This window comes from Neobacillus sp. GCM10027624 (assembly GCF_042675345.1).
In the GTDB taxonomy this organism is placed as follows: Bacteria; Bacillota; Bacilli; order Bacillales; family Cytobacillaceae; genus Neobacillus; species Neobacillus cucumis_D.
Genome location: NZ_JBHTHD010000020.1, coordinates 16,461 through 41,590 on the forward strand (window position 1 = coordinate 16,461; position 25,130 = coordinate 41,590).

Consider the following 25,130-nt stretch of genomic DNA (forward strand, 5'->3'; position numbering starts at 1 on the left):
ATGCGGCGTATATTAATGTTAAAACGACTGCAATGTGACAATTTAATATTTGTTTTGGAAAAGGCAGCAACTTTCGTAAAAATTCGTTTAATAAATTACCAATAAAGATAGAATGCTTCAATTTAAATTAAAACAACTTTTTGTAAAGATATTATAAATTGAAGCAAGATCAGGTTTTCTTGCGATTGCTGAAAATGTTTTTAGGAAGGGTGAAGAAAAATGCTTTATATGTGGAATATTGAGAAGATCATTAAAAGTACATTACAAGAGCTCAAATTTAATATAAATGTTGAATCCAGCAATAAACTCACTGCACCGATGAGTTATAACGTAGCGACAAATACGATAAAGTTTAACTACCTGCAAATTAACGGATATAACGGTAAGCTTAACTTTAAGATTAAAGAAACAGATGAAAACTTTGTGAAACTTATTCTTTATCTTCAGCTTGGTTATTATTTAGAATTTAGGAAAAATACAAGAGTTTTAAAGACTCTCATTTATGGTGAAGAGAAAGAAAAGGAACAGCTTTTAGCAGAAATCGAAGAGAATGCTTGGGAATATGGAAGAACACTGGTACCTGAATATCTATTGAAATCTTATGATCAAGTACGTGAATTGAATAAACTTCTGTTAAAAAACTGAAGAGATTAAAGGGACAGTTCTACCATTTCGTATCGGTTGGCGATATAACACTTGAAAATAAATCTAAAAGCCTTCATATTTAATAGAAAAGGAGATAAGATATGCGACGTGATATACAACCTAATGAAAGAGCTTTCTCTTCTAAAGAAGTGGCAGAAGAAGTGGGGATTGCAACACCCACTGTCCGAAAGTATGGACAAATCTTAGAGCGGAATGGATATGAGTTTTTAAAAGATGGTGATCGGCGTATATTTGTTCAATCTGACATAGGAGCGCTTATAGCGTTACGCGATACGGACAAGCCCCTGGACGATACAGCTAAAGACCTTGCGTATCAACAGAAGGAAAAATTAGAAGGGTCCAATGAAACAGAGGTTTCCATATCCGATACATATGAACATCTACCTGAAGACCCCAATCAAATAAAAGAGATTTTAAGGTTTTTAGTAAATGAATTGGCAGCCTCGCGTGAAATGAATGTCCAACTGACAAACGATATGTCTCAGCTTAAAATAACGGTTTCCCGGCTCCAACAAGATCATCATGTAATAAGTTCTACTATTGGAAATTCATCGCAAAAAACTCAAGCTAAAATTGAAAAATTAACTGAACAACAAAAGAACCAATACGAAACATTGCTTCAACAAGAAATACAAAAAAGTGAATTCTTACAAAAAGAAATACAAAATTTGCGGGACGAACAGAAAAGAGAATGGAGTTCACAAAATGATTTTAATAAACGTTTAGAACAAGCGATACAAAAGCCAAAAGAAAAATGGGGGGGACTTTTCTCCATATTCCGAAAATAAGATGCCTATCTAAGGCTTTTTTTTTGCTTAACAATGCAAAAATGTATTGAAAATCTATTTAAGCGATATGAATCTAAACAAAATACAGAACTCGAAGAAAATGATTAATTAAGGACAGGTAGCCTTTGAGGAATTCAATTAAAACCAGTGTTATCCTTAATAGGGATCCTTTGATTTGGTCGATTGTATCCTTTTTTGTATCGTATCGCTGGGCGATATAACATAAAGATGAATACAAAACCTTTTTATTTACTAGAAAAGGTGAGTAAAGGGCTAATCGGCTCTTTTTTGTTTTGTATCGCTGGGTGATATAACTTGCAAGTAATCTAAAAATTATATTTCAAATTTCTACAGATTCCCGGGAAATATCTACAAATTCTGATTAGATATCGACAAAATTAGCAGTTTCTAAATAGCTTTTTGTTTCTTTGGAACGCAGAAAAAACCAATATGTCAAAAAGTCAAATCCCGTACCATTTTAAAGGTTGATACGGGATGTTTTTTTGGCTTCAAGATCTTATTAGAATTCAGCATTATTAAGGACAAATCTAATTGTCCAATCGCCCTTTTGATTGAAAATCCCATGAGTATCAAATGTCATATGAGGACTTTCAGGTCTGTAATGCTGTAGTTGTGCTTCGATTGTTCCTTTATATTCGTTTTTCCCTACCTTTTTAAACGTATCGGAAGTTTCACGAACTAATGTGTGTTCAATCCAAATATGCGGACTTTCCATTAGGCTTCTGGTATTCGGATCTACTTGAACATCTGAATTTGAATGAATCGTATAATTCAGCCTAATGTTTTGACCGTGGTTTACAATGGTATAGCCATCGATTGTTAGCTTGATTCCGTTATCTTCAGCAGAACCTAAGCCCTGATTTTGGGATTCGGCACTAGTAGAAGCAGGGGAGACGAAGCTGATGAGCAAGCAAATGAATAAGGCGACACTACTGAAACACAAAGTATATTTCGATAGGTTTCTCATTTTACCACCATCCTTTTATTTCGTTTATAGGTTTCGCCGCTTTATTCCTGAAACAATCTGAGTCCGAATAAGGTGATTGGACTCGGACTGCTTCAAGAAAACCATTATTTCTTTTTGGACAGCCATTCTGCTAGTGCTTCTGCTTCTGCACCTTTAGCAAGGCCTGCTGGCATGCGGTCGCCGCCGTTTAAGATTTGATTCAATATGTCTTCTTTGGACATTGATTTACCGATGTGTTGAAGATTTGGAGCTGTTGCACCCTGAAGATTATCTCCATGACAGGAAACACAACTTTTTTTGTAAACCTTTTCCGGGTCGATAACGACATCGGCTTGCCCTTGTAATTTGGCATTTTTATTAGGGGCTGCAGCCTTTTCCTTACCGCCGAGGCCATAGACCACGACCCTTGTTCCACCAGTAATCATCGCGACATATTGTTTGCCGTCAACGGTATAAATAGAAGGCGCCATTTTGATTTGTTTTCCTCCACTTTCCATGCTCCACAATATTTTTCCTTTTTTAATATCTAGAGCATTCACTGTTCCGTCCAATTCACCGTAAAAAGCAAGGCCCGTAGCAGTACTTGTGAATCCGCCATACATCGGATCATCCGTTTTGAGTTGATAGACCTTTTTACCTGTATTAACGTCGATAGCAGTAATAGTACCAGAAGTATCAACGTCATGTGGTAAAGGAAGGATTTTCGTACCAGGGAAGGTATTGTTATCTTTCGCAATCTCTTTCGCATCTTTTGGTGCTAACATTAAATTCGGGTAATTAATACCTGGAATCAGCACATAGTTGGTATCGGGATCATACGTCTCTGGAGCATAGCTCTCGCCACCTGGCGTACCCGGCCATTGAAGTTTAACTTTACTCTCATCGGTTGGTAGTGCGGAGTGCTGAATTTTGACAAACGGTACACCATCATAAATGGTTTTTCCAGTTTTGGCATCCCATGCATACCATTTCCCGTTTTTTCCGCCTTCCACTATAATCTTCTGTTTTTTCCCGCCGACCTTGGCATTAAGAACCATTGGGGTCGCGGCAGCGTCATAATCCCATACATCGTGATCAACTTCGGACGAAGCCCACTTAAATTTCCCTGTTTTACTGTCCAAGGCAACGATGGAATCCGTATATGGATTTTTTCCTTTTCGATCCGCATCGTAAAAGTCAGGGGCTGGATTTCCTACTGCAAAATACATCATATCGGTATCTGGATCGAACGACATCGGTGTCCATACGGAACCTCCGCCCGTATATTTCCCCTTCGCCCAGCCCGTTCCTCTTTCAGGAACGGTCCAAAACGGTTCTTTCCAGAGTGGTTCGAGGCTATCTGCTTTAAATGCCCAAACAAAGCCTCGAGTACCATTATCACCGCCGCTGCTCCCAACATAAATGTTGCCATCATAATACATTGGAGCTGAAGATTCATAATATCGGTTTTCTAATTTAATGGAGGGAACATGATCCCAGAAGTTAACCATTTTTTCCAGTTTTCCGGTTTTGGCATCAAGTTTGGCCAGCCGATTGTCGATCATCAAGACATATACCTTTCCATTGGCCACTGCGACACCTCTGCTTGCCACGTTGGATTGCCATGGTAAACTATTAAGATGATCAAGTACCTCCTTGGGAGGTGTCCATGCCCAAAGTTTCTTTCCGCTTGCGGCATCTATTGCAAACACATGGTTTTTTGCACTCGTTACAAACATGACCCCGTTTTGTACAACAGGGAAATCCTCTTGTAAATTCGGAACATCCTTATTCCATTCCACGATATCCTGCTGCCAAACAATCCCCATCTTTTTTACATTATCTTTTGTAATCTCTTTATAGGGCACATGTCGGGTATGTTGAATGTCATAACCCCAATTTGGGAATCCTGTTTCCTTTGCCTGGTTTGTCTGGTTGGATTCCTTGGTCTCTTCCTTGTTATTTGCATTATTCTTGTTATTATTCGATTGACAGCCAACCATAACCATACTGGCAATCAAAACTGAACCTGTTGCCTTTAAAAAGCGCCTCATGAAAATACCTCCTCACACTTTGAAATCTTAATATGTAGTGAATTACTGAACATGAAATGTCCCAGTTTGTTCCCCTCCTTTAGAGGATAAAATTTGATAAGAACAAGGATATGGTGCCCCACAGGATTCCTAAATTATACAAATTGTGAAAAAGATGCCCCTTATTTTGTTGGAATGGGGTGCTTCTTGTTATTACACACTCGTACCTAAAGGCCAGCTTAATGTAATTTATAGTCAAAAAGGTTACATACGTTGCCCCATTAATAAATAATGAAAAGACTACCTCCTAACAAATAGAGGTAGTCTTTTTTATGTACGATTACTTTTTTATCTGAAAGGTAATTGTCCAATTACCTTTTTGATTAAAGATCGCATCAGTATTAAATTCTACATCCGATACTGCAGGCCGATATTGTGGCAATTCCACCTTAACCGCACCTTGATATTGCTGGCTGCCTACTTTTTTATGCCAAGAGTCAATACCTTGAACAAACCGATCTCCAATTGTAAAATCCGGTTTATTAATTAGACTCTTCCCTTCCATCGGATTCCCCGATTTTGATTGAACCGTATAATAAACTACCATCTCTTGACCATAGTTTTTTAGTTCGTAATTATTAATTGTCAGTTTAATTCCATGATCTTCGGCAGATCCGATTATTTTTCCTGGAGCCGCCTTTGCACTTTGAGAAAATGTAATTGTCGAACCTAAGCAAAGCAATAAAATTAGCCATCCAAAACCATTTTTAACTTTTAAGAAAAATTTCATAGAACCACCGCCTAATTTATTTTCGTTATTTTAAGGATTCCAAAAGGAACATCCTCACATATAGGTTGTCTCCATTTTTTGTAAATATGCTTAATCCATCATCTATAATCAGAAAGCAAAAAAAATTGCATTTATATATCTAAACTGTTTCCTTTTTCGCATAATTTAGGCAGCTTTTTCTAAATCTAGAAGAAGAGTTAGGTCTAAACAATATAAGTATCTTCTATATAGGGGAAACTTTAAAACCTAAAAGAGGAGATTAGGGGAATGATTTGACCACTCATGAAATCATAGTATAGGAGGTCTTTTCTTGAAGTTGAAGCGTTATGTAAAGGTGACCAGCACGGCTTTCTTGGCGGTAATGTTGTTACTTGCTGGTTGTCAAACGAAGAAGGAAAACAAGCAGGATACAGCCGAAAAACAAACCACCGAGACAAAAAAAGATACCGGTTTTCCACTTTGGGGGTATGACTATCAACATACTAGACATGTCCCTTATAAAGAGATTACAAAAGACAATGTAAAGGATTTAGGAATTGTCTGGCAGAAGGATTTAAAAGACTGGGATAATAAAGCACCAAGCGCCGCTGAGGATTTCCCAGTTGTCAAAGATGGTGTCATGTATGTCACGACATCATTGAACCGAGTGTTTGCAATGGATGCTTCAAATGGGAAGAAGATTTGGGAATGGACGCCACCAAAAGATGTACAAGATCATCTTGATAAAGCCGATCTAAGTCTTTTGGAAGTTGTCGCAACCCGTGGTGTCGCGGTTGCAGAAGGAAATGTTTTTGTACTTACTGCAGATAATCGGTTGGTAAAACTTGATGCGAAGACTGGGAAATTAGTAAAAATGGTTAATTTCTGGGATATCGATACGATGAAAGGGGTCACACTTGAAAATAGGTATTATGAAACAATGGCCCCAATGTATTACAAAGGAAACGTCTATGTTGGCAGCAGCGGCGGGGATAATGGAATTCGAGGTTTTGTTATGGCCTTTAAAGCTAGCGATTTGAGTACGGCCTGGGATCAACCGTTCTGGACTGTGCCTGAAAGAGGAAAAGACTGGGTGAAGGGCAAATACACTGGGGGCGGTGCTGTTTGGAACCCAATGGCCTTTGACGAGGATACCGATGTCATGTATTTTGGAACAGGAAATCCAGCTCCAGACTTTTTTGGAGCGAATCGGCCTGGTAACAATCCTTATACTGACTCAGTTGTTGCACTTGATAGTAAGACGGGTAAATTGGTTTGGGCAAAGTCAGAAATGGATCATGATGTGTGGGATTATGATGCAGCATCCACTCCGATGATTCTTAATGCCAAGGTGGATGGTAAAGATAGAAAAATTGTTGTCCATGGCGGTAAGAACGGAAAATGGTATGCCTGGGATGCAAAATCAGGGGATACCATTTATGATGGTGTTCCATTTGTAAAAATCAAGCACACACCGCCACCGACAGACGAAAGCAAAGCGGTGCCGCAATGGCCAGGTGCAGAAGGCGGACAAAATTACGCTCCAGAAACGTATGATCCGGAAACAAACTATGTATTAATTCCTGGTATCAACAAACCATCTATTGGGGTAGCAGCAAAAGATGAAAAGGAAGTTGAGCAAAAAAATGGGTTATTCCCAGGAACTGCGATTACGCTGTCTCCTAAAGGGGTTGATATATCCGGCACGATCACTGCGATTGATGTGAATACCGGTAAGAAGGCCTATCAGATTAGGACGAAAGATCCAATGCGGGGAGGGTTTACAAGTACAGCTACAGGACTTGCCTTCTATGGAGAGTTGGATGGAACTGTTAACGCTATGGATATCAAAACGGGCAAAGTATTATGGAATATGAAAAGCGGCGGAGCACAGATCATGATGGCGCCGACAATCTATATGGATAACGGGAAACAATATGTTACTTTTGTTACCGGCACAAAGGTTGTTACCTATGGTCTTGGCGGAGATAAAACAGTAATACAAGAACAAAGCGCACAAGAACAAGGAAAAAATCAAAATGCCAATCATGGCAGCCACGGTAATAAAGAAGCAGATAAGAAGCAGCCTGCTAGTATTAATCCAGAGGCTATTTATAAGAAGAGCTGTGTCTCCTGTCATGGTGAAAACCTTGAGGGCGGAGCAGGACCAAATCTCCAGCACGTTGGTTCAGCCATGTCTGAAGATGATATTTATAAACAAATTGTCAACGGAGGCGGCCGTATGCCGGGAGGCCTTGTTTCAGAGGACCAAGCGAAAGTGCTGGCCAAATGGTTAGCAGGTAAGAAGTAACTATTCCTTATCACTAAGGAAAATTTTGCGAGTAATTTTTAAGGACCTGAGTCTTATTAAACGGACTCAGGTTTTTATTTTGTGCGAAAGAAACTTGTCCTTTTTTGCTATATATTGCAAAAGTCCGTAGCATTTTTGGACAACTTCAGGTCGAAATTCTAGTTATTTTGGGGTTTCTGCCAACATAAGATTAAGTTGAAAGGGAAAATGAGACACAGCATGAATAATGATGATTATTGTTAGACATGAAAGGGGGAGAAATATATGTGGGTGAAGCCTGAGTATAAAGTAATTAATACAGCTTCAGAGGTGACGATGTATATCTACATCGGCAAGTAGAATAGACCTGCTTGCCTCTTTTACTTATTTTTTAACGGCAAATCGAGGAGGTTGTGCAAATGGGAAAGAACCGTTATCTAAAAGCACTGATAGGAGCGATTATTGGGTGTACAACAGCTGGAGGGTGGCTTGTTGTTGATCTCCTCCTTCCGGATCCAATCGGAGATTATATACTATTTCCTCTTATGGGTCTGACCAATATTGTGATTGGGTGGCAAGTAGGAAAGGTATTTGCAAAACGGCAGGAAATTAGTCATAAAGATACTCAGATCTCGGGCGAAAGGACTGAAGGAAAATTAGAATTAGAGTCTTAGGAACAGCAGCGGGAGGGGGATTTCCTCAGTGGAACTGTGCATGTCCAAACTGCCGCGGTGTTCGCGAAGGGAATCATGAATTTCAACCATTATTACAGTCTTCTCTTGCAGTAAGTGCAAATGAAAAGGATTGGTACCTCATTAATGCAGGCCCGGATGTTCACAGACAGATTGAATCATTCTCTGCGCTGCATCCGGGCCCTGGAATAAGAGAGACCTCTCTCGCTGGTGTAATTTTAACAGATGCTGAACTCGATCATACAATTGGGCTGTTGTCACTGCGAGAGGGCTCTTTTCTGACCATTTACGGAACTGAGATTGTTAGAAGGTGTTTGCAGTCCGCTTTTCCGGTTTTCCCAATGCTAAAAAACTATTGCTCGTGGGAATGGCAGTCGCTTCAGCCAAATATCGGGCAACGGGTAGGAGCTTTTGGCGAAGGGACGATAATCGTAGAAACAATCCCGGTGTCAAGAAAGCCACCGCTTTATGCCCAGTCAAATCTGAAGGATGAGCTGCTAGACGACCTTTGGGAGGTTGGGTTGGTTCTTCATAATCCAAGTTCCGGCAAATGTCTTGCTTATTTCCCTACATTAGTAGACATCACTCCGGATATAGAGGCTTGCCTGAGGAAAGCTGATATCTTAATGGTCGACGGCACCTTTTGGTCAGAAGAAGAATTGGTCAAGATGGGTGCGACTAAACGCGACGCAAGAAGCATGGGGCATTTACCGATTAGTGGTTCGGTGGGGATCGCGGAAAGGCTAGGATCATTCCCAGCCGAACGGAAAATTCTGATCCACATTAATAATAGCAACCCTATTTTGAAGAAGGACTCCGAGGAAAGATCTACATTGGAGCGACTTGGTTTTGAGATTGCCTATGACGGAATGGAAGTGGAGGTATGAGGATGCCGGAACAAGGTGAGCTCATTGGCAAGAAAAAGATTCTGTATCAAAAAGGAGATTCACTTTGGACAAAGGATGAATTTACAGAGCGTTTAAAGGACGTGGGGCGTTCTTTTTATCATGACAAACATCCTTTTCATTTGGCCATGCATCAGGGGAAATTAAGCCGGGAACAAATTCGCGGCTGGGTTGCAAACCGATTTTATTATCAGAAATCAGTTCCAATTAAAGATGCAGCGATTCTCTCGATTCTGCCATCAAGGGAGATGAGACGTGAATGGATTCAGCGAATCATTGACCATGATGGTACAGAAGGAGAAGATGGAGGGATTGAAGCATGGCTTCGATTAGGAGAAGCTGTAGGGTTGACAAGGGAGGAAGTAGAACGAGAGGACCATGTTGTACCGGGTGTACGTTTTGCCGTCGACGCCTATGTGAACTTCGCAAGGACAAAACCGTGGATTGAAGCGGTTGCTTCCTCGTTAACTGAATTATTTTCGCCTGACCTCATCTCCAAGCGGATGAAGATACTTGATCGTTTGTATCCATGGATTGACAGTAAAGGTTTTGAGTATTTTCAAAATCGCCTAACGCAAGCCCCGCGCGATTCAGATTGCGCCCTTAAGCTTGTTTTGGCTTATTGTCAATCTCCTGAAGAGCAACAGCGCGCAGTCAAAGCCTTAAAATTCAAGTGTGATGTGTTGTGGGCACAGCTTGATGCTATTGAAAAGGCATATCCCTCTAATTTGTGACCGATATTTTAAGATTAAAAGATTGGTGGTGGAGCCAATTTTAACTAACAGCTTTCCAAAACTCGCCACAAAGGCGCGATTAAAATTTGATAAGGTAAGAGAGAAACATCTCCTCTTATTACCGGAAAGGGTTGTGGTCCTAAACGAAACCGCCGCATCGATCCTTACGCTATGTGATGGGAGTCGAACGGTGCACACCATCGCCGAAGATTTAAGGAGTTCATTACAGGCAGGCACAGAAGAATTGAGTACAGATGCTTTACCTGATTTAAATGAGATGAAAGAAGACATTACCGAATTTCTTCGGGAGATGGAGGTTCAAGGATGGGTGGTGATCCATAAACATGGAACAGTCGATTACCAAGAGCAATAATAGGGTGGGGCCGCCGTTTTCACTTCTCGCGGAGTTGACCCATCGCTGTCCGTTGCATTGCCCCTATTGTTCAAACCCATTAAAAATGGCCGCGGAGATAATGGAGCTTACGACTCAAGACTGGTGCCGTGTCTTGTCAGAGGCTGCCGATTTAGGAGTGGTAGAGGTTCACTTTTCTGGTGGTGAACCACTTTTGCGCAACGACTTGGAGACGCTGATCCGTCACGCTAATTCATTAGAGATGTACACCAATCTCATTACAAGCGGTATAGGTTTGACAACTGAAAAAGCCGCTCAGCTCAAAGAAGCTGGAATTGAAAATGTGCAGGTAAGCTTCCAGGCAGGGGAAGCAAAGCTTTCCGACTTCATTGGTGGATATAGAGCCTTTGAGAGGAAAAAGGAAGCAGCCATTGCAGTAAAAGAAGCAGAATTGCATTTATCATTAAATGTTGTATTACACCGGTTGAATCTTGATCATTTGAATGAAATCATTAAGCTTGCGGAGGAAATGGGAGCTGAGCGTCTGGAACTTGCCAATACACAGTATTATAACTGGGCTTTGCTTAATCGGGAGAGGTTGCTGCCAAGTTGGGATCAAATTGAGCGTGCAAGTGAAATCTATGAAGCTGCTAAAGCACGCCTTGAGAGAAAAATGGAAATCATTTGGGTTATTCCAGATTATTACGCTTCGGCACCCAAGCCTTGTATGGGAGGATGGGGTGCGATTGGTCTTACGGTAGCGCCGAATGGGGATGTTCTTCCTTGCCCAACCGCCGGGATGATTGAGGGATTATCCTTTGAGAATGTTCGTGAGGCTTCCCTAGAGCAAATATGGTATAAATCAGGGGCCTTTAACCATTTCCGCAGTGAAGCATGGATGCCTGAACCTTGTCGTTCATGTGATATGCGGCACCAAGATGGTGGCGGCTGCCGGTGTCAGGCTTTTGCTTTAACGGGGGACGCTAATGCGACTGACCCAGTCTGCCAATGGGCGCCAAACCATGATCTGGTTGAAAAAGCTATACAGGAGGCTAATAGTAAAACTTTCATAAAGTCATCATCAATAATCTATCGAAGACATCTTGTAGATCAATCCGTATCAAAAAGACCGATACAAAAATAAATATTTTAAATTTGGTGCTAAAAGGAGGCAGATACATAACCTTTGGCACTTTTTTTGTTTACTAAAAATGGAATTTTATTTTTTGCCAAATTCTAAAAAGGTCATTCTCAAAGAAGAAAACCTGATTTTCAGTAGTTTAAATGAGGAGTGGTGGGTAAAAGGCGAAAAGCGGTGGGTAAAAGGGGGAACCGATGTCGCTCGATTGTGAATAAATAACAATTTGTTTTGGAACCCTTTTGAGTAGAACCACCCTAATAGAAAAGAAGTGGTAAGAGTGAAGTTTATGTTTAATAAGAAAATGGATACGGCCATTGGGCAAATCCATCCGTCAGCTAGAAAACTTATGTTAGTCAATGCAATAAGAAGCATTGGACAAGGCATGATGGTTGTTGAGTTAGCTTTGTATCTTGATGCGCTGGGGTGGAGCACCGCTGCAATTGGAAGTGTGCTTGCTGCCGGAGGGTTACTCGGTGTTGGACTAGCCCCAGTCATAGGCATCTATAGTGATCGATGGGGGAGAAAACCGTTTCTTCTTGTTTCTGAACTAGTAACTGCCGGATGTGCATTGATTGGGGTATTATCTACAAACACTATTTTATTGTTTATTGCGATTACACTTTCCGGTTTTGGAAAAGCGGATGCGGGTTCCCCAAGTCCGTGTGCCCCGGTGGAGCAGGCTTGGCTGGCGGCTTTTATCCCAAAAACGGAGCGTGGAAGACTATACAGTCTAAATAATGCGCTCAGCTTTTTCGGAATGGCGGCGGGTGCGGCGCTGGCGGGGACCACAGCTCTATGGAAAAATATCCTGCCAGGAGGATCTTCTTATCGGCCTTTATTTATCTTTATCTTCATTCTATCACTGATTACGGCCTCTATCATTTTAACCATTCGAGAAGAGAAGGTTAAGAGGCAACAAGGATACATAATGGAAGAGTCCGGGAATCAAGAAAAGAAAATCTTACACGAAGAAAATTCGGCAGTTATGAAATTGGCTGCTATTAACATCCTTAATGGGATTGCCATCGGACTGACAGGACCGATGATGTCCTATTGGTTTGCGGCCAAATTTGGGGCAAGCAGTTCTCAAATTGGCGGTACATTGGCTCTCACCTTTTTTGTAACGGGTATGACCTCGATTTTACAAGCAAGATTATCCCATAAACACGGGACCATCCGATCGATTGTGTTAATTCGTTTTATAGCCAGCCTAATGCTGATCTTAATGCCCTTACTCTCTTCCTATGCTCTTGTCTCAGTATTGTATATGATCCGAACAGCTTTAAACCGAGGTACACAAGGAGCACAGCAAGCGCTAAGTGTAAGTTTGACTCGTGACATGCGCCGAGGCTTCGCATCAAGCATCAATGTCTTTTCTATGAGGCTGCCTATGTCGGTTGGACCGTATATTTCCGGCTATCTTTTTGGACTAGGTTCACTGTCCTTGCCTTTTTACATCGCTTCCGGTTTACAATTGAGTTTTGCTTATTTATACGGAAAGATCTTTAGTACATACGAAATTCGTATGGGGACGTATCCCCATCCAATTGAGGGAAAAGCGAATCCAGCCAAATAAAAAGATGTGAAATCGAAAGCGATCTCACATCTTTTTTATTCAAAAGGCTGTGTTAAAGGACAATATTGATATTGACTGCGTTGATTGGAGCGGAAATCAACAATCAAGTTTAACAGCCATTCAAAATGAATTATCCAATTTTCTGTTCCTTAACTAATTTCGTTCCCTTTTTGCCAAACAATGTTTCCATAACAGGATTATTTCTCTCCTGTGCCCGTTTCGCAAAAATTGGATTTAAGATCAGAATGCAAAGAATATTAACGATAAGCCCCCAAAATCCTTCATAAGCCCCGAACGATTGGTGGGTGGCATAAAGAACAGCGATCACGACCATCCCAACGATAAAACCGGTAAGGGCTGCTTCTTTTGAAAGCTTTCTCCAGTATAGACTGAAAACGACAGCAGGGAAAATTTGAACAATACCAGAAACACCCATTAATTGTAAGGAAATAAGGGCATTCGGGAATAATAAACCAAATAATAAGGCTAGTCCAATCACTACAAATACCATGTAACGAGTAACCATCGTCATCCTGGATGATGATGCTTTTGGATTAATGACATCGCGGTAGATGTTGTTAGCAAATAAACTGGATGCCCCAATGGCCATAATCGAACATGGTACTAATGATGCCAATGCAATCGTAGAATAAGCCAATCCTTGCATGGTACCGCCATAGGATAGATGAATGAGTTCTAAGAATGCAAAACGTGGATCCGTTCCTTTTGGAAGAACTAAAAAGGCTGTAATCCCTAAAAATGTAACAAGCATTAAGACAATGTTATAGAAAGGAAGAACAATTGCATTTTTTCGTAATGATTCACCGCTTCTTGAACTAAATACACCTGTTGCGGTATGTGGCCACATAAATAATGCCATTGCTGAGATTAGTGCTGCTGTGGAGAACCAAAGCATCCCTTTCGGCCCTGAAGTTGGTAAAGAAAGCATGTGCGGTGTTTTATCAACTGCAGTTTGCATCATATTGCCCCAGCTGCCAAAGTGAATCGTTGGAATGGAAACAACCATGTATAACATAATGACCCAAACTAAAATATCTTTAATAATGGCTGTATAGGTTGGTGCTTTAATCCCGGCAAAGAAGGTATAGAATGCAACAAGTAAAAACGATACAACCACAACAAAGGTGATATTAATATAGCCTGTACCTGCTATTCTTAACGTATCTTGGATACCGCTTAATTGTAAGTCAATATACGGAATTAACATTAATACTCCGTTAATCGCGATTAAAACTGAAAATAATTTACTGTCAAATCGACCCTTAATATAATCAGCAAGGGTAGTAAAATTATGTTCTTTACCAACCTTCCAAATTTTTGGCAAAAAGAAATAGGCAAGTGGATACGCTAAAACAACATATGGAGTCGCAAAAAATGCGATACTTCCACCAGAATAAGCGGAGCTGGTTAATCCTAAAAAGGTATACGCTGTATAAACGTCTGCCCCAATCAAAAACCATACGAATAAGCTTCCTAAACGACGGCCTCCGACAGACCATTCTTCAACAGAGCTGCGAGATTCTTTGCTCCGCCCTGCAAAAAAACCAATACCGATTACAATCAACACAATGATAGAAGTAATAATAAGAGCGGTTAAATTCCCTTTCATTCTCCAACTTCCCCCCTAGACTTCTGAATTTTGTAAACTACCCATGTAAATACTGGAGTAAGAATCATCCAGATGAGCAGCCAAAAATGAAATAATGGAAAACCTAGAATCATAGGGTGGATGTTATTCACTAATGGCAACGCTACCAATTGTGCGAGGAAAGGAATAAGAACTAAAACAAATATTAATACTTTCAAGTGTGCCGCCTCCTTTGAATGCGTTTTCATTTCCTGATTTGATTATATCAGTCAATTTTAGGAAGCAATTTATATCTGTCCTATCATGTTGAAAACTGTATGTAAGATGTCATAATTCCACTTTTTGACGTAAATCTTTCACATAATTTCGGCTGACAGGCACTTCTGATTGTTCTTGGTCATCCATAATAATATTATATGAGCCATTAAACCAAGTCCTCAGTTCTTTAATCTGTTCTAAATTAACCAAATAGCTTTTATGTGTTCGGAAAAAGGAAAAACGTTCGAGCTTTTCATACAGTTCACTAAGTGTAAAAAGAGCTTTCATGGTTTCAGTTTTTGTGTGGATGATCACTTCGCGCCCTTGTTTCTCAATAAAGTAAATTTCCTTTGGTGATAAATAGGTGATTCCATTTTCTGTTTCAATGGCTAATTTATTTTTAGAAGAAGCGGCTTTAAGCTGGTTTTCCTTTAAAAAATTAGAATAAGTATCGAATACTTCCATGATATCTTCTAAATCATACGGCTTTAAAAGATAATGAAACGCTCTCAATTTAAATGCCTCAATGGCAAAATGGTCATAGGCTGTTAAAAAGACAATCTGTACAGGAACGTCTAATTCATTGATCAGTTCAGCCACTTGCAATCCGGTTAAATCGGGGAGCTTAATATCCAAAAACATTAGTTCCGGCTTTAACTCTTTGACTTTTTTGACCGCTTCCATCCCAGTGGATGCCTCAGCAACGAGTTCTATCCCCGAAATTTCACCAAGCATATAGGCTAACTCTTCCCGTGCCGGCTGCTCATCATCCGCAATTAATACACGTACTTTCATCATAAACCACCTCTAGCATTTAGATTGTTTCATCAATGGGTCGAATAAAAGATACACTGGTTCCTTTCCCTATATGTGACTCTATAGAGAAATTGGAGTTTTCTCCAAAATGGTAGAGCAGACGCTGCTGGATATTGGCAAGTGCAACACCCAGATGTTCCTCTTGTTCTCCATTTTCAACTTGGGAGACCATTCCTTTTCCGTTATCAATCACTTGAATCAGAACCCCATTCGCTTTTTTTTTGACGCTAATTTTAATTAAACCATAACCGCTTATTTCACTAATTCCATGTATGACTGCATTTTCTACTAATGGTTGTATCGTTAAAGGTGGAATCGTGTAGTTCAAATCCTGTTGATCGAGCTCCCACTCAACCTCAAACCTTTCCCCAAATCGTGCCTTAACCAAGCTTAGGTAGATTTCGACGTGGGCTAATTCCTCTTTTATCGTGATTAAATCTTGATTCCTATTTTGCATATTCTTTCGTAAGTATTTTGCCAGTTGTGTGATTAATTTTCTTGAATCATCAGGCGAGGTTCGAATCAAGGACTTAATTGTGTTCAATACATTAAATAAAAAATGCGGGTCCATTTGCGCCTGTAGTGCTTTAATCTCTGCATTGGTCACTAAATGTGCCTGCCTCTCCGCTTCTGCGAGGGCGTACTGCTGGCTAAACAATTGACTTAATCCTTTTAAAATGGCAGTTCCTTCAGCTGTTTTGTGGTCTTGCTCCCTCTCATAAAACATGCGGAAAAGACCAATCTTTTTTGTGTTATATTCTATCGGTAAATCGACTTCAAACGGAGTAGTTACTCCTTGCTGAAAGATTAATTTCTCTTTTTGATGAAAGGCAACACCAATGGCCGCGGTTTCCCGAATAAGGGCTTGGCTAATTTCTCTCACTGCTTCAGGAAGGGGTTTCCGCCAATAGGATAAGGTCATTTCGGCAATTTGCAGCGCCTTTTGAGCATACTCTGCCCCAATTCTTTCTTCTTCAAGAGCAACCTGAATCAGGATTACAAAAAACGCCGCAACCCCGAGACTATTGGAAAGAATTTGGGGAATGCCAATTAACATAACCAAAGCAAGTGCTTTATCAAATGGATGGGCAAGCAGTAAGATCAACAGCATTTGTAAGGTTTCGGCAATAAAGCCGACCATAAAGGACATTTGGATGGAAGAAATATGTCGGTATCTTTTTTTAAACGAATTTTTCATCAGTCCGGAAAAAAGCCCCTGAAGGATAGGAGCAATCATACAAGGTATGGCTACAAAGCCACCTAATAAATAACGATGGATTCCGGCAATTAAACCGACAAAAACCCCGGCTCGAACCCCGCCGAATAATCCGGCAATCACGACCCCAATGGTCCTTGCGGTAGCAATAGCTTCCCAGCCTGAAATTTTATGAATCCAAGGTGTTTCATGAAAACCAATCCCTGTTACCGGTAGTCCCGAATAGGTGCCTAATATGGCGAAAAAGCTAAATAATAGGATGAAATACCATATATTTTGTTTTTCTCCCTGATAATGCATAAAATGGCGGAGCTTTTGCTGCCTTGAAAGCAAAAAGGCCATTGCAATAAGGAAACCAACACGCTCCACTTGTTCGGCTAAAAGGTAAAGCATTGGTAAGGACCTCCTGTTGAAGGGAAAAGGGGAGTGTCCGACACCCCACTCGCAATTCCATCACACGAATAGTAATTTGGTATAGAATCCCATAATCACGCTCACCTTATTCTACATTACTTTTTGTAGCGTACAAATAAAAAACACCCCTTTTCTGGGGTGTGAAGATGATTGGATTACGCTTTAATTTCTCTATGAGTATAGCCTCTATCTGAAAGTGAAACTTCGAACCATTGGTATCTTGTAGATTTAAGCCACTCATAATGAGGCAAATAAATAACATAGCTTAATAGACCCTCGGCATCAAATATCGATTTGAAAATTTTAGCCGTTCCATATCCAAACGTCTGATCAAGATACCCCTCAATTCCTTCTCTAATGAGCCTTTTCCTGTTTTCCTTTTCTTCATGACTTAACTCAAACAATCCGTTAATAAAAGCGCTCAACAGAAAAATTGTAATCGGGATTAAAACTACAAAAACGATAAACTTGAACAACTAAAACCGCCTCCTAAATTTTCCTTTAGTCATATCTGTATTTGATTATGCCATCTCTCATCTATAAATGGTGTTACAAATATTCGAACTTTTTTAAAGGATTGAATTTAGGGTTATAGGGGATAAAATTATCATTTTTTAAGTTTAGTAGCTAGAATTTCTTTGATTATAAAATCTCATCCCCGCAATACTGACTAATCAGCTTCACAGCCCTCGTTTGGCTGATATTTAAATCTTTAGCCACTTTTCTTGAGCTTTTATGTTTTTTATAGGATTGTACAACAAGCGTTTTCTTCACATGCTCAATCGCATCATCAAGATTGTCAGGCAGGATATGCTGCGTTTGCGGTTTTATGTTTTTTAAGATTAAATCAGGTAGTTCGCTTGTATGGATGATGGAATCACTGGTGACGACCAATCTCTCCATCACATTTTCAAGCTGGCGGATATTACCTGGCCAGGAATACCAAAAAAATAGATCCAAGCATTCCTGCGAGATGATTTTATTCATTTCGTATTTTTTATTAAATTTATATAAGAAATTATAGGTTAACGGAATAATATCTTCTCTTCGTTCCCTTAGCGGCGGAAGCTGGATATCAATAATATTTAGGCGGTAAAATAAGTCCTCGCGAAACTGGTTTTTATGCACCATGTCAATTAAATCACGGTTAGTTGCGGCGATAATCCGGACATCTACTTCTTTCATTTCCTGTCCGCCAATTGGGAGGAACTGTTTTTCCTGAATGACTTGGAGAAGCTTTGCTTGGAGAGATAAAGGCATTTCACCTATTTCATCAAGGAATAATGTGCCTTTATCTGCAATTTCAAGCAAGCCTTTTTTCCCGTACTTACTTGCCCCAGTAAAGGCCCCTTGGGTATATCCAAAAAGCTCCGATTCAAGTAAATCCTCTGGCAAAGCAGCACAGTTTATTTTTAAGAAGGTTTTGTCACTTCGTCTGCTGATGTTATGGATGTAATGAGCCAGTACCCCCTTACCGGTACCCGATTCACCTTGAACTAAAATCGTTGAATCGACCTTAGCGATTTTTTCACACACCTTTAAAATATCTTTCATTTTTTCACAATTGGTGATGGGGGTAGCGCTGTTAGGATTGCCGGAAGGTATTACTTCTTCTTTTTCCGTTTTAATTGTTTTATAGTTTTGCAGCGCTTGAGATGTCGTCACAACGAATTCAATTTCATTTTGATCATTTAAAATAGGGACGGCTGTTGTTAGTAACTCCGCTCCTAAATAGGTTGTCTGTTTCATACTAACGGTTTTCTTTTCCTTAAATACTGAAGGGACAATGGAAGGTTTCCAGTATCCTTTTTCAAATAATTCAATGTTGTATTTCCCCACAACATCATCAGGTTTTAACCCGTAATGTCTTTCGCAGGCACTATTAACGAAAATGATTCGTTGTTGTGCATCAATCACGAAGATTTCATCAGATGAATAATCAAGTATTTTTTTGAGTGTTTCAACAGTGATTTCGAACGGACTTTGTGTTTCAGAAACCATTCAAGATTCCTCCATTACAAGATGAGTTGATTATAATTCAAATGAGTTGAAAACAACTCAAATTTGAACAAAGTTTGAACAAAATTCGAAAGAAAATTGACAGTTTTCAAGGTAATTCAACTAGTTATAGTTTTGGCACGTTACTTGCATTAATTAATAGTGAGTGTCGTTAGACATGGATGAGAAATCTCATTGAATTAATTAAACAAAATTTTCATTATCTTGTAAACGCTTAATTATTACTATTGTCACGTTGTATTTAGGGATTTCAAAGGTGAATTAAAAATGACTCATTTTAAAAATTGATTTTGAAGGGGGAGATGGCCTTCAAACAGCCTGAAATATTTCTTAGGAACATAATTTTATCAAAAAAATGATGAATGATTAGAGGAGGAAAATTAAAATGGCAACCTATAATGAAGTACAAAACAAAGCAAATCGAACGTTTGAAAGAACATTATCCTATGATTTATATACAGATCCAAACGTGCTAGAACAAGAAATGAATGATGTATTTGCTAAATCATGGCAGTTGGTCGGCCATGTGAGCCAGTTAGAAAAACCAGGGCAATTTTTTACTACTGATGTTGCAGGTGAGCCGATTATTGTTACACGTGGGATGGACGAGGTCATTCGCGCTTTTTATAATGTTTGTCCACACCGTGCCACAAAGCTAGAAAAAAATGAAGCGGGACAAAAGAAGATTCTTCAATGTGGCTACCATGGCTGGACATTCCGTTTAAATGGAGAATTGAATAAAGCTCCTAACTTTACCGGAGAAGATGCCCATTGTGTCAGCGACCGCTGCTTAAGATCTGTAAGAATGGAAATCTTGGAGTCATTAATATTCGTTAACCTTGATGATAACGCAAAAACTTTACAAGAAACATACGGTGATTTCTTTGACCGCTTAAGCAAGTTTCCATTCCTAGGAGAGTTAAAAAGAATCAATCAAAAAACACGTGTAATCAAAGCGAACTGGAAGGCGTTCATTGATAACTATTTAGAGTGTGACCACTGCCATGTTGCCCACCCAAGTTTTGTTGCCACTTTGGATATGAAAAACTACCAAATTGTTACATGCCAAAACTACTCCGTTCAAGGATCAGTGATTAAGCCAGATAAAACAATGGGAACAACAGATTTGAATGAAGCTGAAATGCAGGGTGGAGAGTTCTATTGGTTATGGCCAAACTTGATGGTAACCATTTATCCAGGACCAGCAAATATGGCAACGATTCAAATGATTCCAATTGATCATGAGAATACATTAGCGGTTTATACTTACTACTTTAGAGATGAAAACCTAACACAAGAAGAAAAAGATTTGGTTACATTTGCTGAGCAAGTAAGACAGGAAGATGTTGACTTAGTAGAATTAGAGCAAATTGGATTCCGTTCCCGTGCCTTTAACCAAGGAGTATATTCCCAATCGGAAAAGGCAATTGTTCAATTTCACGAAATGGTATTGGAGGCGTTAGGACGATGATAAATGTAAAGGTTGTAGAAAAGAAACACTTATTTATTAATGGCCGAGATGTAGAGGTTGATAAATATGCACCGCTCTACTCTCCTTATTCTGATGAAGTAATCGCCGAGATTGCCATGGCGGATGAGCAGTTAACAAAGGATGCCATTTCAGCAGCGCAGGAGGCGTTTCAAGTAATCTCGAAAATGGCAGCATTTGAGCGGTCAGCTATTCTGGAAAAAGTGGTAGAATTATTGAAAGAAAGAGCGGACGAAGCTGCTGAGGTAATCGCTATTGAATCAGCAAAACCTATTTCTTTTGCAAAAGGTGAAGTTTCCAGAACAATTGAAACGTATAAGTTTGCCGCAGAAGAAGCGAAAAGAATTCATGGGGAAACAATCCCTTTTGATGCTGCACCAGGCGGGGTCGGAAGAATTGGTTATACCGTTCGTAAACCAATTGGCGTAATCGGGGCCATTACACCGTTTAACTTTCCTATGAATCTAGTGGCCCATAAGGTTGGACCAGCGATTGCTTCGGGGAATTCAATCGTATTAAAACCTGCTTCGCAAACTCCTTTATCTGCTCTATACATCGCAGAACTTTTCAAAGAAGCCGGTTTGCCAGACGGAGTATTGAATGTCGTGACTGGGTCAGGTTCAGTAGTGGGTGAGGCGATTATAAAAGATGACCGTGTACAAATGATTACCTTTACAGGAAGTCCAGCGGTCGGAATCGGCATCCGCAATAAAGCTGGCTTGAAGAAAACCACTTTGGAACTTGGATCAAATGCTGCAGTCATTTTAGATAAAGATACGAATATTGATCAGGTCATTGACCGCTGCATCTTGGGGGCCTTTTCGAATCAAGGACAGGTATGTATCTCCCTTCAGCGTGTCTACGCCCATGAAGAGGTATATGATCAATTTGTTGAAAAATTTGTAGAAGCGGCGAAGCAATTAAAGGTTGGTCATCCGTTAGATCCAGAAACGTATATTTCTTCATTAATTTCGAAAAAGGAAACCGAACGCGCATTAAACTGGATTGAAGAAGCAAAACAAAACGGTGCAGTGGTGCTAGCAGGAGGTAAACTAACTGATGGTATTTTAGAGCCAACTGTAATTGCGAATGTTGATCCGCTGTTGAAGGTTTCCTGCCAAGAAGTATTTGCGCCGGTCGTGATTGTTAATAAAGTAAAATCAGTTGAAGAAGCAATTGGCTACGTAAATAATTCAAGATACGGGCTGCAAGCCGGTGTTTATACGAAAAATATCGATCATGCGTTATTTGCAAGTGAGGCACTTGAGGTAGGGGCTGTCATGATCAATGATATCCCAACCTTCCGGGTAGACAATATGCCTTACGGCGGTGTAAAAGAGAGTGGCACAGGGCGTGAAGGACTCAAATATGCAGTGGAAGAAATGACTGAAATGAAATTAATTGTTTGGAACAGAGGCGAAAAGTAATGAGCAAATATAAAATTGCCGTTATCCCAGGAGATGGGATTGGTCCTGAAGTTCTCCAGGAGGGAATTAAGGTTTTAAATAAAATTGCTGAACTGGATGATTCTCTCCAATTTGAATACACGTATTTTCCATGGGGCTGTGAGTATTACACGAAGCATGGTGTGATGATGGATGAAGATGGGATTGAAAAATTACAAAGCTTTGATGCGATTTTTCTAGGTGCTGTCGGTTACCCAGGTGTCCCTGACCATATCTCTTTATGGGATTTACTTTTAAAAATTAGAAAAAGCTTTGACCAATATATCAATATTCGTCCCATTAAATTAATTAAAGGTGCAACCTGTCCATTAAAGGATGTTAAGCGGGAAGATGTGGACATGCTGTTTATCCGCGAAAATAGTGAGGGTGAATATGCAGGGGCAGGAGATTGGTTATTTAAAGGCCAAGAGAATGAAGTGGTCCTGCAAACCGGTGTGTTTTCTCGAAAAGGAACGGAACGCGTCATTCGCTATGCGTTTGAAACAGCAAGAAAAGAAGGAAAATCGCTTACGAGCATTAGTAAGGGAAATGCTTTGAACTATTCCATGGTTTTCTGGGACCAGGTCTTTGAAGAAGTAGGCAAAGAGTATCCGGATGTGAAAACCGCTTCCTATCTCGTTGATGCAGCAGCGATGTTAATGATTCACGATCCGAAGCGCTTTGAGGTGGTTGTTACTTCCAATTTATTTGGCGATATATTGACCGATTTGGGTGCAGCCTTGGCTGGGGGAATTGGGCTTGCAGCAGGTGCGAATATCAATCCGGAAAGAACGTATCCATCGATGTTTGAACCGATTCACGGGTCTGCTCCGGATATTGCTGGAAAGGGTCTTGCCAATCCTTTAGCAACGATTTGGTCCGCCAGCCAACTGCTCGACTTTTTAGGTTATGAACAGTACGGAAAATTAGTTCTCGATGCAATTGAGCAGCTGCTTGTTGAGGGTAAAATGTTGACGCCTGATATGAAGGGAAAAGCTTCTACATCAGAAGTAGGAGACCGTGCAGTGGAGATTATTCAATCACTTGTTTCATTAAAAGCTTAATTTAATATTAGGGTTGCTAGTTTTATGAGAATAGTTAAAATAAAGTAACATTCATCCCCTTCTAATTCTCGTTCGAATATAGAAGGGGGACTTTTTTCATCGTTAATTATCTGATAATATAAAAAATTCATTATTCATTTTATTGAAAACGTCTACATGATTTTTAGATAGATACTTTCTTGAAAATTCACATTGGAGAGGAATTTTGCTTATGAAGAAATGGATTGCTTTTCTGACCATCCTGCCTGCAATTGGATCATTAACCGTGGTTAATAAAATTGAACCTTATGTTTTCGGCTTACCGTTTATTGTTTTTTGGTCTACATTATGGCTAATTCTAACTTCGGTATGTTTGATTGCTTGTAACATCATGTATGATCGAAAGGAGCAAAAATAAATGAACAGCTCCATTATTATTATTGGTTTAACATTATGCTTAGCGATTTACCTTGGAATTAAAGCAAGAAAAGGGCGGGATATGAAGCTCGAACAGTGGGCCGTTGCAGAGAGAAATTTTGGTTCGCTCATTATGTTTGTTTTAATGGCTGGAGAAATGTTTTCGACCTTCATTTTCTTAGGTGCAAGCGGAGGAGCCTACCGTATGGGAGGTCCTACGATTTATGTTTTTTGTGCCATTACCTATGTCATTCCTTTTTGGATCCTGCCTCCAATTTGGCGCTACGCTAAAAAACACAATCTTATCACTCAATCCGACTTCTTTGCTAAAAAATATCAGAGTAAGAATTTAGGGTTACTTGTTGCGATGATCGGTGTAATTTCGATGATCCCATATATTGTTTTACAATTAAAAGGCTTTCAAATTATCGTTTCTGAAGCTTCTTACGGAGCAATTCCTCCAAAGATTGCGGTTTGGATTGGCCTGATTGCGGTGACGATTTTCGTTTATATCTCAGGTATTCACGGATCTGCATGGACAGCTGTCTTAAAAGATATTCTAATGCTTACTGTCATTCTCTTTTTAGGATTTTATTTACCATTTCATTACTACGGTGGAATCCAGCCAATGTTTGAGACGCTAGATAAAGCGAAACCGGGATTCCTTTTAATGCCTGACAAAGGCTTAAGTATCTCTTGGTATGTTTCGATCTGTTTGACGATTGCGTTAGGTCAATATATGTGGCCGCACTGTTTTGGTGCCAGCTTATCCTCTAAAAGTGAGGCAGCTTTAAGGAAAAACACGGCGATTTTACCTTTGTATCAAATCGTTCTCGTCTTTATTCTATTTATTGGATTTACAGCGGTATTGCAAATCCCTAATTTGGAAGGCACAGCTTCGGACTTAGCCTTGTTCAAAATTGCTAAAGCCTCGCTGCCACCTTGGTTTATCGGCGTAATAGGAGCAGCCGGCTTACTTGCAGCTCTCATTCCGTGTTCCTTACTTATTCTATCGGCATCAACGCTTCTTTCAAAAAATATTTATAAACACTTTAAACCGAATACATCAGAGCAAAAGCTTGCAAAATTAACACGTATTTTTGTTCCGGTCCTTGCGTTAATTTCTTTGTTTTTTACATTCTATGGCGGCAACACGATGATTGCATTGCTGACGATGGCATATAGCTTTGTTCTACAGTTATTCCCGTCGCTAGCTTTCAGCTTCATGAAGAAAAATCCGGTCAGTAAGGTTGGTGCTGCCATAGGAATGGTTGTTGGGGTGGCAATTGTCGCTTACCAAACGATTCAAGGCACAACAATGGCTACGATTTTTCCAAGTGCGCCACACTTCATTCAGGATTTAGACATCGGGGTCGTTGCGATTTTAGTCAATACGGTTGTTATGCTTGCTGTCAGCGTATTTACCAAAAAAGTTGCTGTTATCCAAGAAGAGCCGATCAGCCAAGTGAGTAACCTATAGGAAAAGTGTGA

General features: G+C 40.0%; 24 protein-coding genes. 15 read left to right on the plus strand and 9 right to left on the minus strand.

Features of this window, described 5'->3' with window-relative positions:
• The first annotated feature begins 219 nt into the window (after positions 1-219).
• Positions 220-645, plus strand: a complete 426-nt coding sequence (locus ACFQZ9_RS26155; RefSeq protein WP_198313664.1) for a hypothetical protein — start codon at positions 220-222, stop codon at positions 643-645.
• A 101-nt stretch (positions 646-746) separates the two neighbouring features.
• Positions 747-1,454, plus strand: a complete 708-nt coding sequence (locus ACFQZ9_RS26160; RefSeq protein WP_498946337.1) for a hypothetical protein — start codon at positions 747-749, stop codon at positions 1,452-1,454.
• A gap of 520 nt (positions 1,455-1,974) precedes the next feature.
• Here the strand turns inward: ACFQZ9_RS26160 and ACFQZ9_RS26165 are convergent.
• From ACFQZ9_RS26165 to ACFQZ9_RS26175, 3 genes are all read right to left on the minus strand, one after another.
• Positions 1,975-2,442, minus strand: coding sequence for a hypothetical protein (locus ACFQZ9_RS26165; RefSeq protein WP_198313660.1), 468 nt, complete (start codon positions 2,440-2,442; stop codon positions 1,975-1,977).
• A gap of 104 nt (positions 2,443-2,546) precedes the next feature.
• A complete protein-coding gene (locus ACFQZ9_RS26170; RefSeq protein WP_498946338.1) occupies positions 2,547-4,475 on the minus strand; it encodes an outer membrane protein assembly factor BamB family protein in 1,929 nt (642 codons plus the stop codon).
• Positions 4,476-4,794: 319 nt separating this feature from the next.
• Entirely contained in the window at positions 4,795-5,244 is a 450-nt protein-coding gene (locus ACFQZ9_RS26175; RefSeq protein WP_498946339.1) for a hypothetical protein, read from the minus strand.
• 310 nt (positions 5,245-5,554) lie between these two features.
• On the opposite strand from ACFQZ9_RS26175, the gene ACFQZ9_RS26180 reads away from it, so the two are divergent.
• From ACFQZ9_RS26180 to ACFQZ9_RS26215, 8 genes are all read left to right on the plus strand, one after another.
• Positions 5,555-7,534, plus strand: coding sequence for an outer membrane protein assembly factor BamB family protein (locus ACFQZ9_RS26180; protein WP_498946340.1), 1,980 nt, complete (start codon positions 5,555-5,557; stop codon positions 7,532-7,534).
• A 264-nt stretch (positions 7,535-7,798) separates the two neighbouring features.
• Complete coding sequence (gene pqqA, locus ACFQZ9_RS26185) at positions 7,799-7,873, plus strand: pyrroloquinoline quinone precursor peptide PqqA (protein WP_141770422.1); 75 nt, start codon at positions 7,799-7,801, stop codon at positions 7,871-7,873.
• Positions 7,874-7,932: 59 nt separating this feature from the next.
• Positions 7,933-8,187 carry a hypothetical protein gene (locus ACFQZ9_RS26190; RefSeq protein WP_498946341.1) on the plus strand — a complete coding sequence of 85 codons (255 nt, stop codon included), beginning with the start codon at positions 7,933-7,935 and terminating at the stop codon, positions 8,185-8,187.
• A complete protein-coding gene (pqqB, locus tag ACFQZ9_RS26195) occupies positions 8,175-9,092 on the plus strand; it encodes a pyrroloquinoline quinone biosynthesis protein PqqB (protein ID WP_498946361.1) in 918 nt (305 codons plus the stop codon). The genes ACFQZ9_RS26190 and pqqB overlap by 13 nt, the downstream gene beginning before the upstream one ends.
• A gap of 2 nt (positions 9,093-9,094) precedes the next feature.
• Entirely contained in the window at positions 9,095-9,844 is a 750-nt protein-coding gene (pqqC, locus tag ACFQZ9_RS26200; RefSeq protein WP_198313655.1) for a pyrroloquinoline-quinone synthase PqqC, read from the plus strand.
• A gap of 28 nt (positions 9,845-9,872) precedes the next feature.
• Positions 9,873-10,217, plus strand: coding sequence for a pyrroloquinoline quinone biosynthesis peptide chaperone PqqD (gene pqqD / locus ACFQZ9_RS26205; RefSeq protein WP_498946342.1), 345 nt, complete (start codon positions 9,873-9,875; stop codon positions 10,215-10,217).
• Positions 10,189-11,340 (plus strand): pyrroloquinoline quinone biosynthesis protein PqqE, encoded by a 1,152-nt coding sequence (gene pqqE, locus ACFQZ9_RS26210; protein ID WP_498946343.1) that lies wholly within the window; start codon positions 10,189-10,191, stop codon positions 11,338-11,340. The genes pqqD and pqqE overlap by 29 nt, the downstream gene beginning before the upstream one ends.
• 283 nt (positions 11,341-11,623) lie before the next feature.
• Positions 11,624-12,913 (plus strand): MFS transporter, encoded by a 1,290-nt coding sequence (locus ACFQZ9_RS26215; protein WP_498946344.1) that lies wholly within the window; start codon positions 11,624-11,626, stop codon positions 12,911-12,913.
• Between the two features lie 130 nt (positions 12,914-13,043).
• Here the strand turns inward: ACFQZ9_RS26215 and ACFQZ9_RS26220 are convergent, their stop codons facing one another.
• The 6 genes from ACFQZ9_RS26220 to ACFQZ9_RS26245 form a co-directional block, all read right to left on the minus strand.
• Positions 13,044-14,543 carry a sodium:solute symporter family protein gene (locus ACFQZ9_RS26220; protein WP_498946345.1) on the minus strand — a complete coding sequence of 500 codons (1,500 nt, stop codon included), beginning with the start codon at positions 14,541-14,543 and terminating at the stop codon, positions 13,044-13,046.
• Positions 14,540-14,740, minus strand: a complete 201-nt coding sequence (locus ACFQZ9_RS26225) for a DUF3311 domain-containing protein (RefSeq protein WP_498946346.1) — start codon at positions 14,738-14,740, stop codon at positions 14,540-14,542. Before ACFQZ9_RS26225 ends, ACFQZ9_RS26220 begins: the two co-directional genes overlap by 4 nt.
• A 109-nt stretch (positions 14,741-14,849) precedes the next feature.
• Positions 14,850-15,578, minus strand: a complete 729-nt coding sequence (locus ACFQZ9_RS26230) for a LytR/AlgR family response regulator transcription factor (protein ID WP_498946347.1) — start codon at positions 15,576-15,578, stop codon at positions 14,850-14,852.
• A gap of 16 nt (positions 15,579-15,594) precedes the next feature.
• Positions 15,595-17,205 (minus strand): LytS/YhcK type 5TM receptor domain-containing protein, encoded by a 1,611-nt coding sequence (locus ACFQZ9_RS26235; protein WP_498946348.1) that lies wholly within the window; start codon positions 17,203-17,205, stop codon positions 15,595-15,597.
• A 176-nt stretch (positions 17,206-17,381) separates the two neighbouring features.
• Positions 17,382-17,702 carry a hypothetical protein gene (locus ACFQZ9_RS26240; protein ID WP_498946349.1) on the minus strand — a complete coding sequence of 107 codons (321 nt, stop codon included), beginning with the start codon at positions 17,700-17,702 and terminating at the stop codon, positions 17,382-17,384.
• A 166-nt stretch (positions 17,703-17,868) separates the two neighbouring features.
• Complete coding sequence (locus ACFQZ9_RS26245; RefSeq protein ID WP_198313647.1) at positions 17,869-19,227, minus strand: sigma-54 interaction domain-containing protein; 1,359 nt, start codon at positions 19,225-19,227, stop codon at positions 17,869-17,871.
• 403 nt (positions 19,228-19,630) lie between these two features.
• On the opposite strand from ACFQZ9_RS26245, the gene ACFQZ9_RS26250 reads away from it, so the two are divergent.
• The 5 genes from ACFQZ9_RS26250 to ACFQZ9_RS26270 all read left to right on the plus strand — a co-directional run bounded on the left by ACFQZ9_RS26250 (position 19,631) and on the right by ACFQZ9_RS26270 (position 25,119).
• The gene (locus ACFQZ9_RS26250) at positions 19,631-20,716 is read left to right on the plus strand and encodes an aromatic ring-hydroxylating oxygenase subunit alpha (protein ID WP_498946350.1); all 1,086 of its coding nucleotides are present in this window, start codon (positions 19,631-19,633) and stop codon (positions 20,714-20,716) included.
• A complete protein-coding gene (locus ACFQZ9_RS26255; protein ID WP_498946351.1) occupies positions 20,713-22,161 on the plus strand; it encodes an aldehyde dehydrogenase family protein in 1,449 nt (482 codons plus the stop codon). The genes ACFQZ9_RS26250 and ACFQZ9_RS26255 overlap by 4 nt, the downstream gene beginning before the upstream one ends.
• Entirely contained in the window at positions 22,161-23,243 is a 1,083-nt protein-coding gene (locus ACFQZ9_RS26260; protein ID WP_498946352.1) for a tartrate dehydrogenase, read from the plus strand. The genes ACFQZ9_RS26255 and ACFQZ9_RS26260 overlap by 1 nt, the downstream gene beginning before the upstream one ends.
• Before the next feature lie 211 nt (positions 23,244-23,454).
• Entirely contained in the window at positions 23,455-23,640 is a 186-nt protein-coding gene (locus ACFQZ9_RS26265) for a DUF3311 domain-containing protein (RefSeq protein ID WP_133339619.1), read from the plus strand.
• The gene (locus tag ACFQZ9_RS26270; RefSeq protein WP_498946353.1) at positions 23,641-25,119 is read left to right on the plus strand and encodes a sodium:solute symporter family protein; all 1,479 of its coding nucleotides are present in this window, start codon (positions 23,641-23,643) and stop codon (positions 25,117-25,119) included.
• The last annotated feature ends 11 nt before the right edge of the window (positions 25,120-25,130 follow it).

Bases quoted from the DNA above. Each gene is read 5' to 3' on its own strand.
- ACFQZ9_RS26155 (WP_198313664.1), top strand. From the start codon at position 220: ATGCTTTATATGTGGAATATTGAGAAGATCATTAAAAGTACATTACAA.
- ACFQZ9_RS26160 (WP_498946337.1), top strand. From the start codon at position 747: ATGCGACGTGATATACAACCTAATGAAAGAGCTTTCTCTTCTAAAGAA.
- ACFQZ9_RS26165 (WP_198313660.1), bottom strand. From the start codon at position 2,442: ATGAGAAACCTATCGAAATATACTTTGTGTTTCAGTAGTGTCGCCTTA.
- ACFQZ9_RS26170 (WP_498946338.1), bottom strand. From the start codon at position 4,475: ATGAGGCGCTTTTTAAAGGCAACAGGTTCAGTTTTGATTGCCAGTATG.
- ACFQZ9_RS26175 (WP_498946339.1), bottom strand. From the start codon at position 5,244: ATGAAATTTTTCTTAAAAGTTAAAAATGGTTTTGGATGGCTAATTTTA.
- ACFQZ9_RS26190 (WP_498946341.1), top strand. From the start codon at position 7,933: ATGGGAAAGAACCGTTATCTAAAAGCACTGATAGGAGCGATTATTGGG.
- pqqC (WP_198313655.1), top strand. From the start codon at position 9,095: ATGCCGGAACAAGGTGAGCTCATTGGCAAGAAAAAGATTCTGTATCAA.
- pqqE (WP_498946343.1), top strand. From the start codon at position 10,189: ATGGAACAGTCGATTACCAAGAGCAATAATAGGGTGGGGCCGCCGTTT.
- ACFQZ9_RS26215 (WP_498946344.1), top strand. From the start codon at position 11,624: ATGTTTAATAAGAAAATGGATACGGCCATTGGGCAAATCCATCCGTCA.
- ACFQZ9_RS26220 (WP_498946345.1), bottom strand. From the start codon at position 14,543: ATGAAAGGGAATTTAACCGCTCTTATTATTACTTCTATCATTGTGTTG.
- ACFQZ9_RS26230 (WP_498946347.1), bottom strand. From the start codon at position 15,578: ATGATGAAAGTACGTGTATTAATTGCGGATGATGAGCAGCCGGCACGG.
- ACFQZ9_RS26235 (WP_498946348.1), bottom strand. From the start codon at position 17,205: ATGCTTTACCTTTTAGCCGAACAAGTGGAGCGTGTTGGTTTCCTTATT.
- ACFQZ9_RS26245 (WP_198313647.1), bottom strand. From the start codon at position 19,227: ATGGTTTCTGAAACACAAAGTCCGTTCGAAATCACTGTTGAAACACTC.
- ACFQZ9_RS26250 (WP_498946350.1), top strand. From the start codon at position 19,631: ATGGCAACCTATAATGAAGTACAAAACAAAGCAAATCGAACGTTTGAA.
- ACFQZ9_RS26255 (WP_498946351.1), top strand. From the start codon at position 20,713: ATGATAAATGTAAAGGTTGTAGAAAAGAAACACTTATTTATTAATGGC.
- ACFQZ9_RS26260 (WP_498946352.1), top strand. From the start codon at position 22,161: ATGAGCAAATATAAAATTGCCGTTATCCCAGGAGATGGGATTGGTCCT.
- ACFQZ9_RS26265 (WP_133339619.1), top strand. From the start codon at position 23,455: ATGAAGAAATGGATTGCTTTTCTGACCATCCTGCCTGCAATTGGATCA.
- ACFQZ9_RS26270 (WP_498946353.1), top strand. From the start codon at position 23,641: ATGAACAGCTCCATTATTATTATTGGTTTAACATTATGCTTAGCGATT.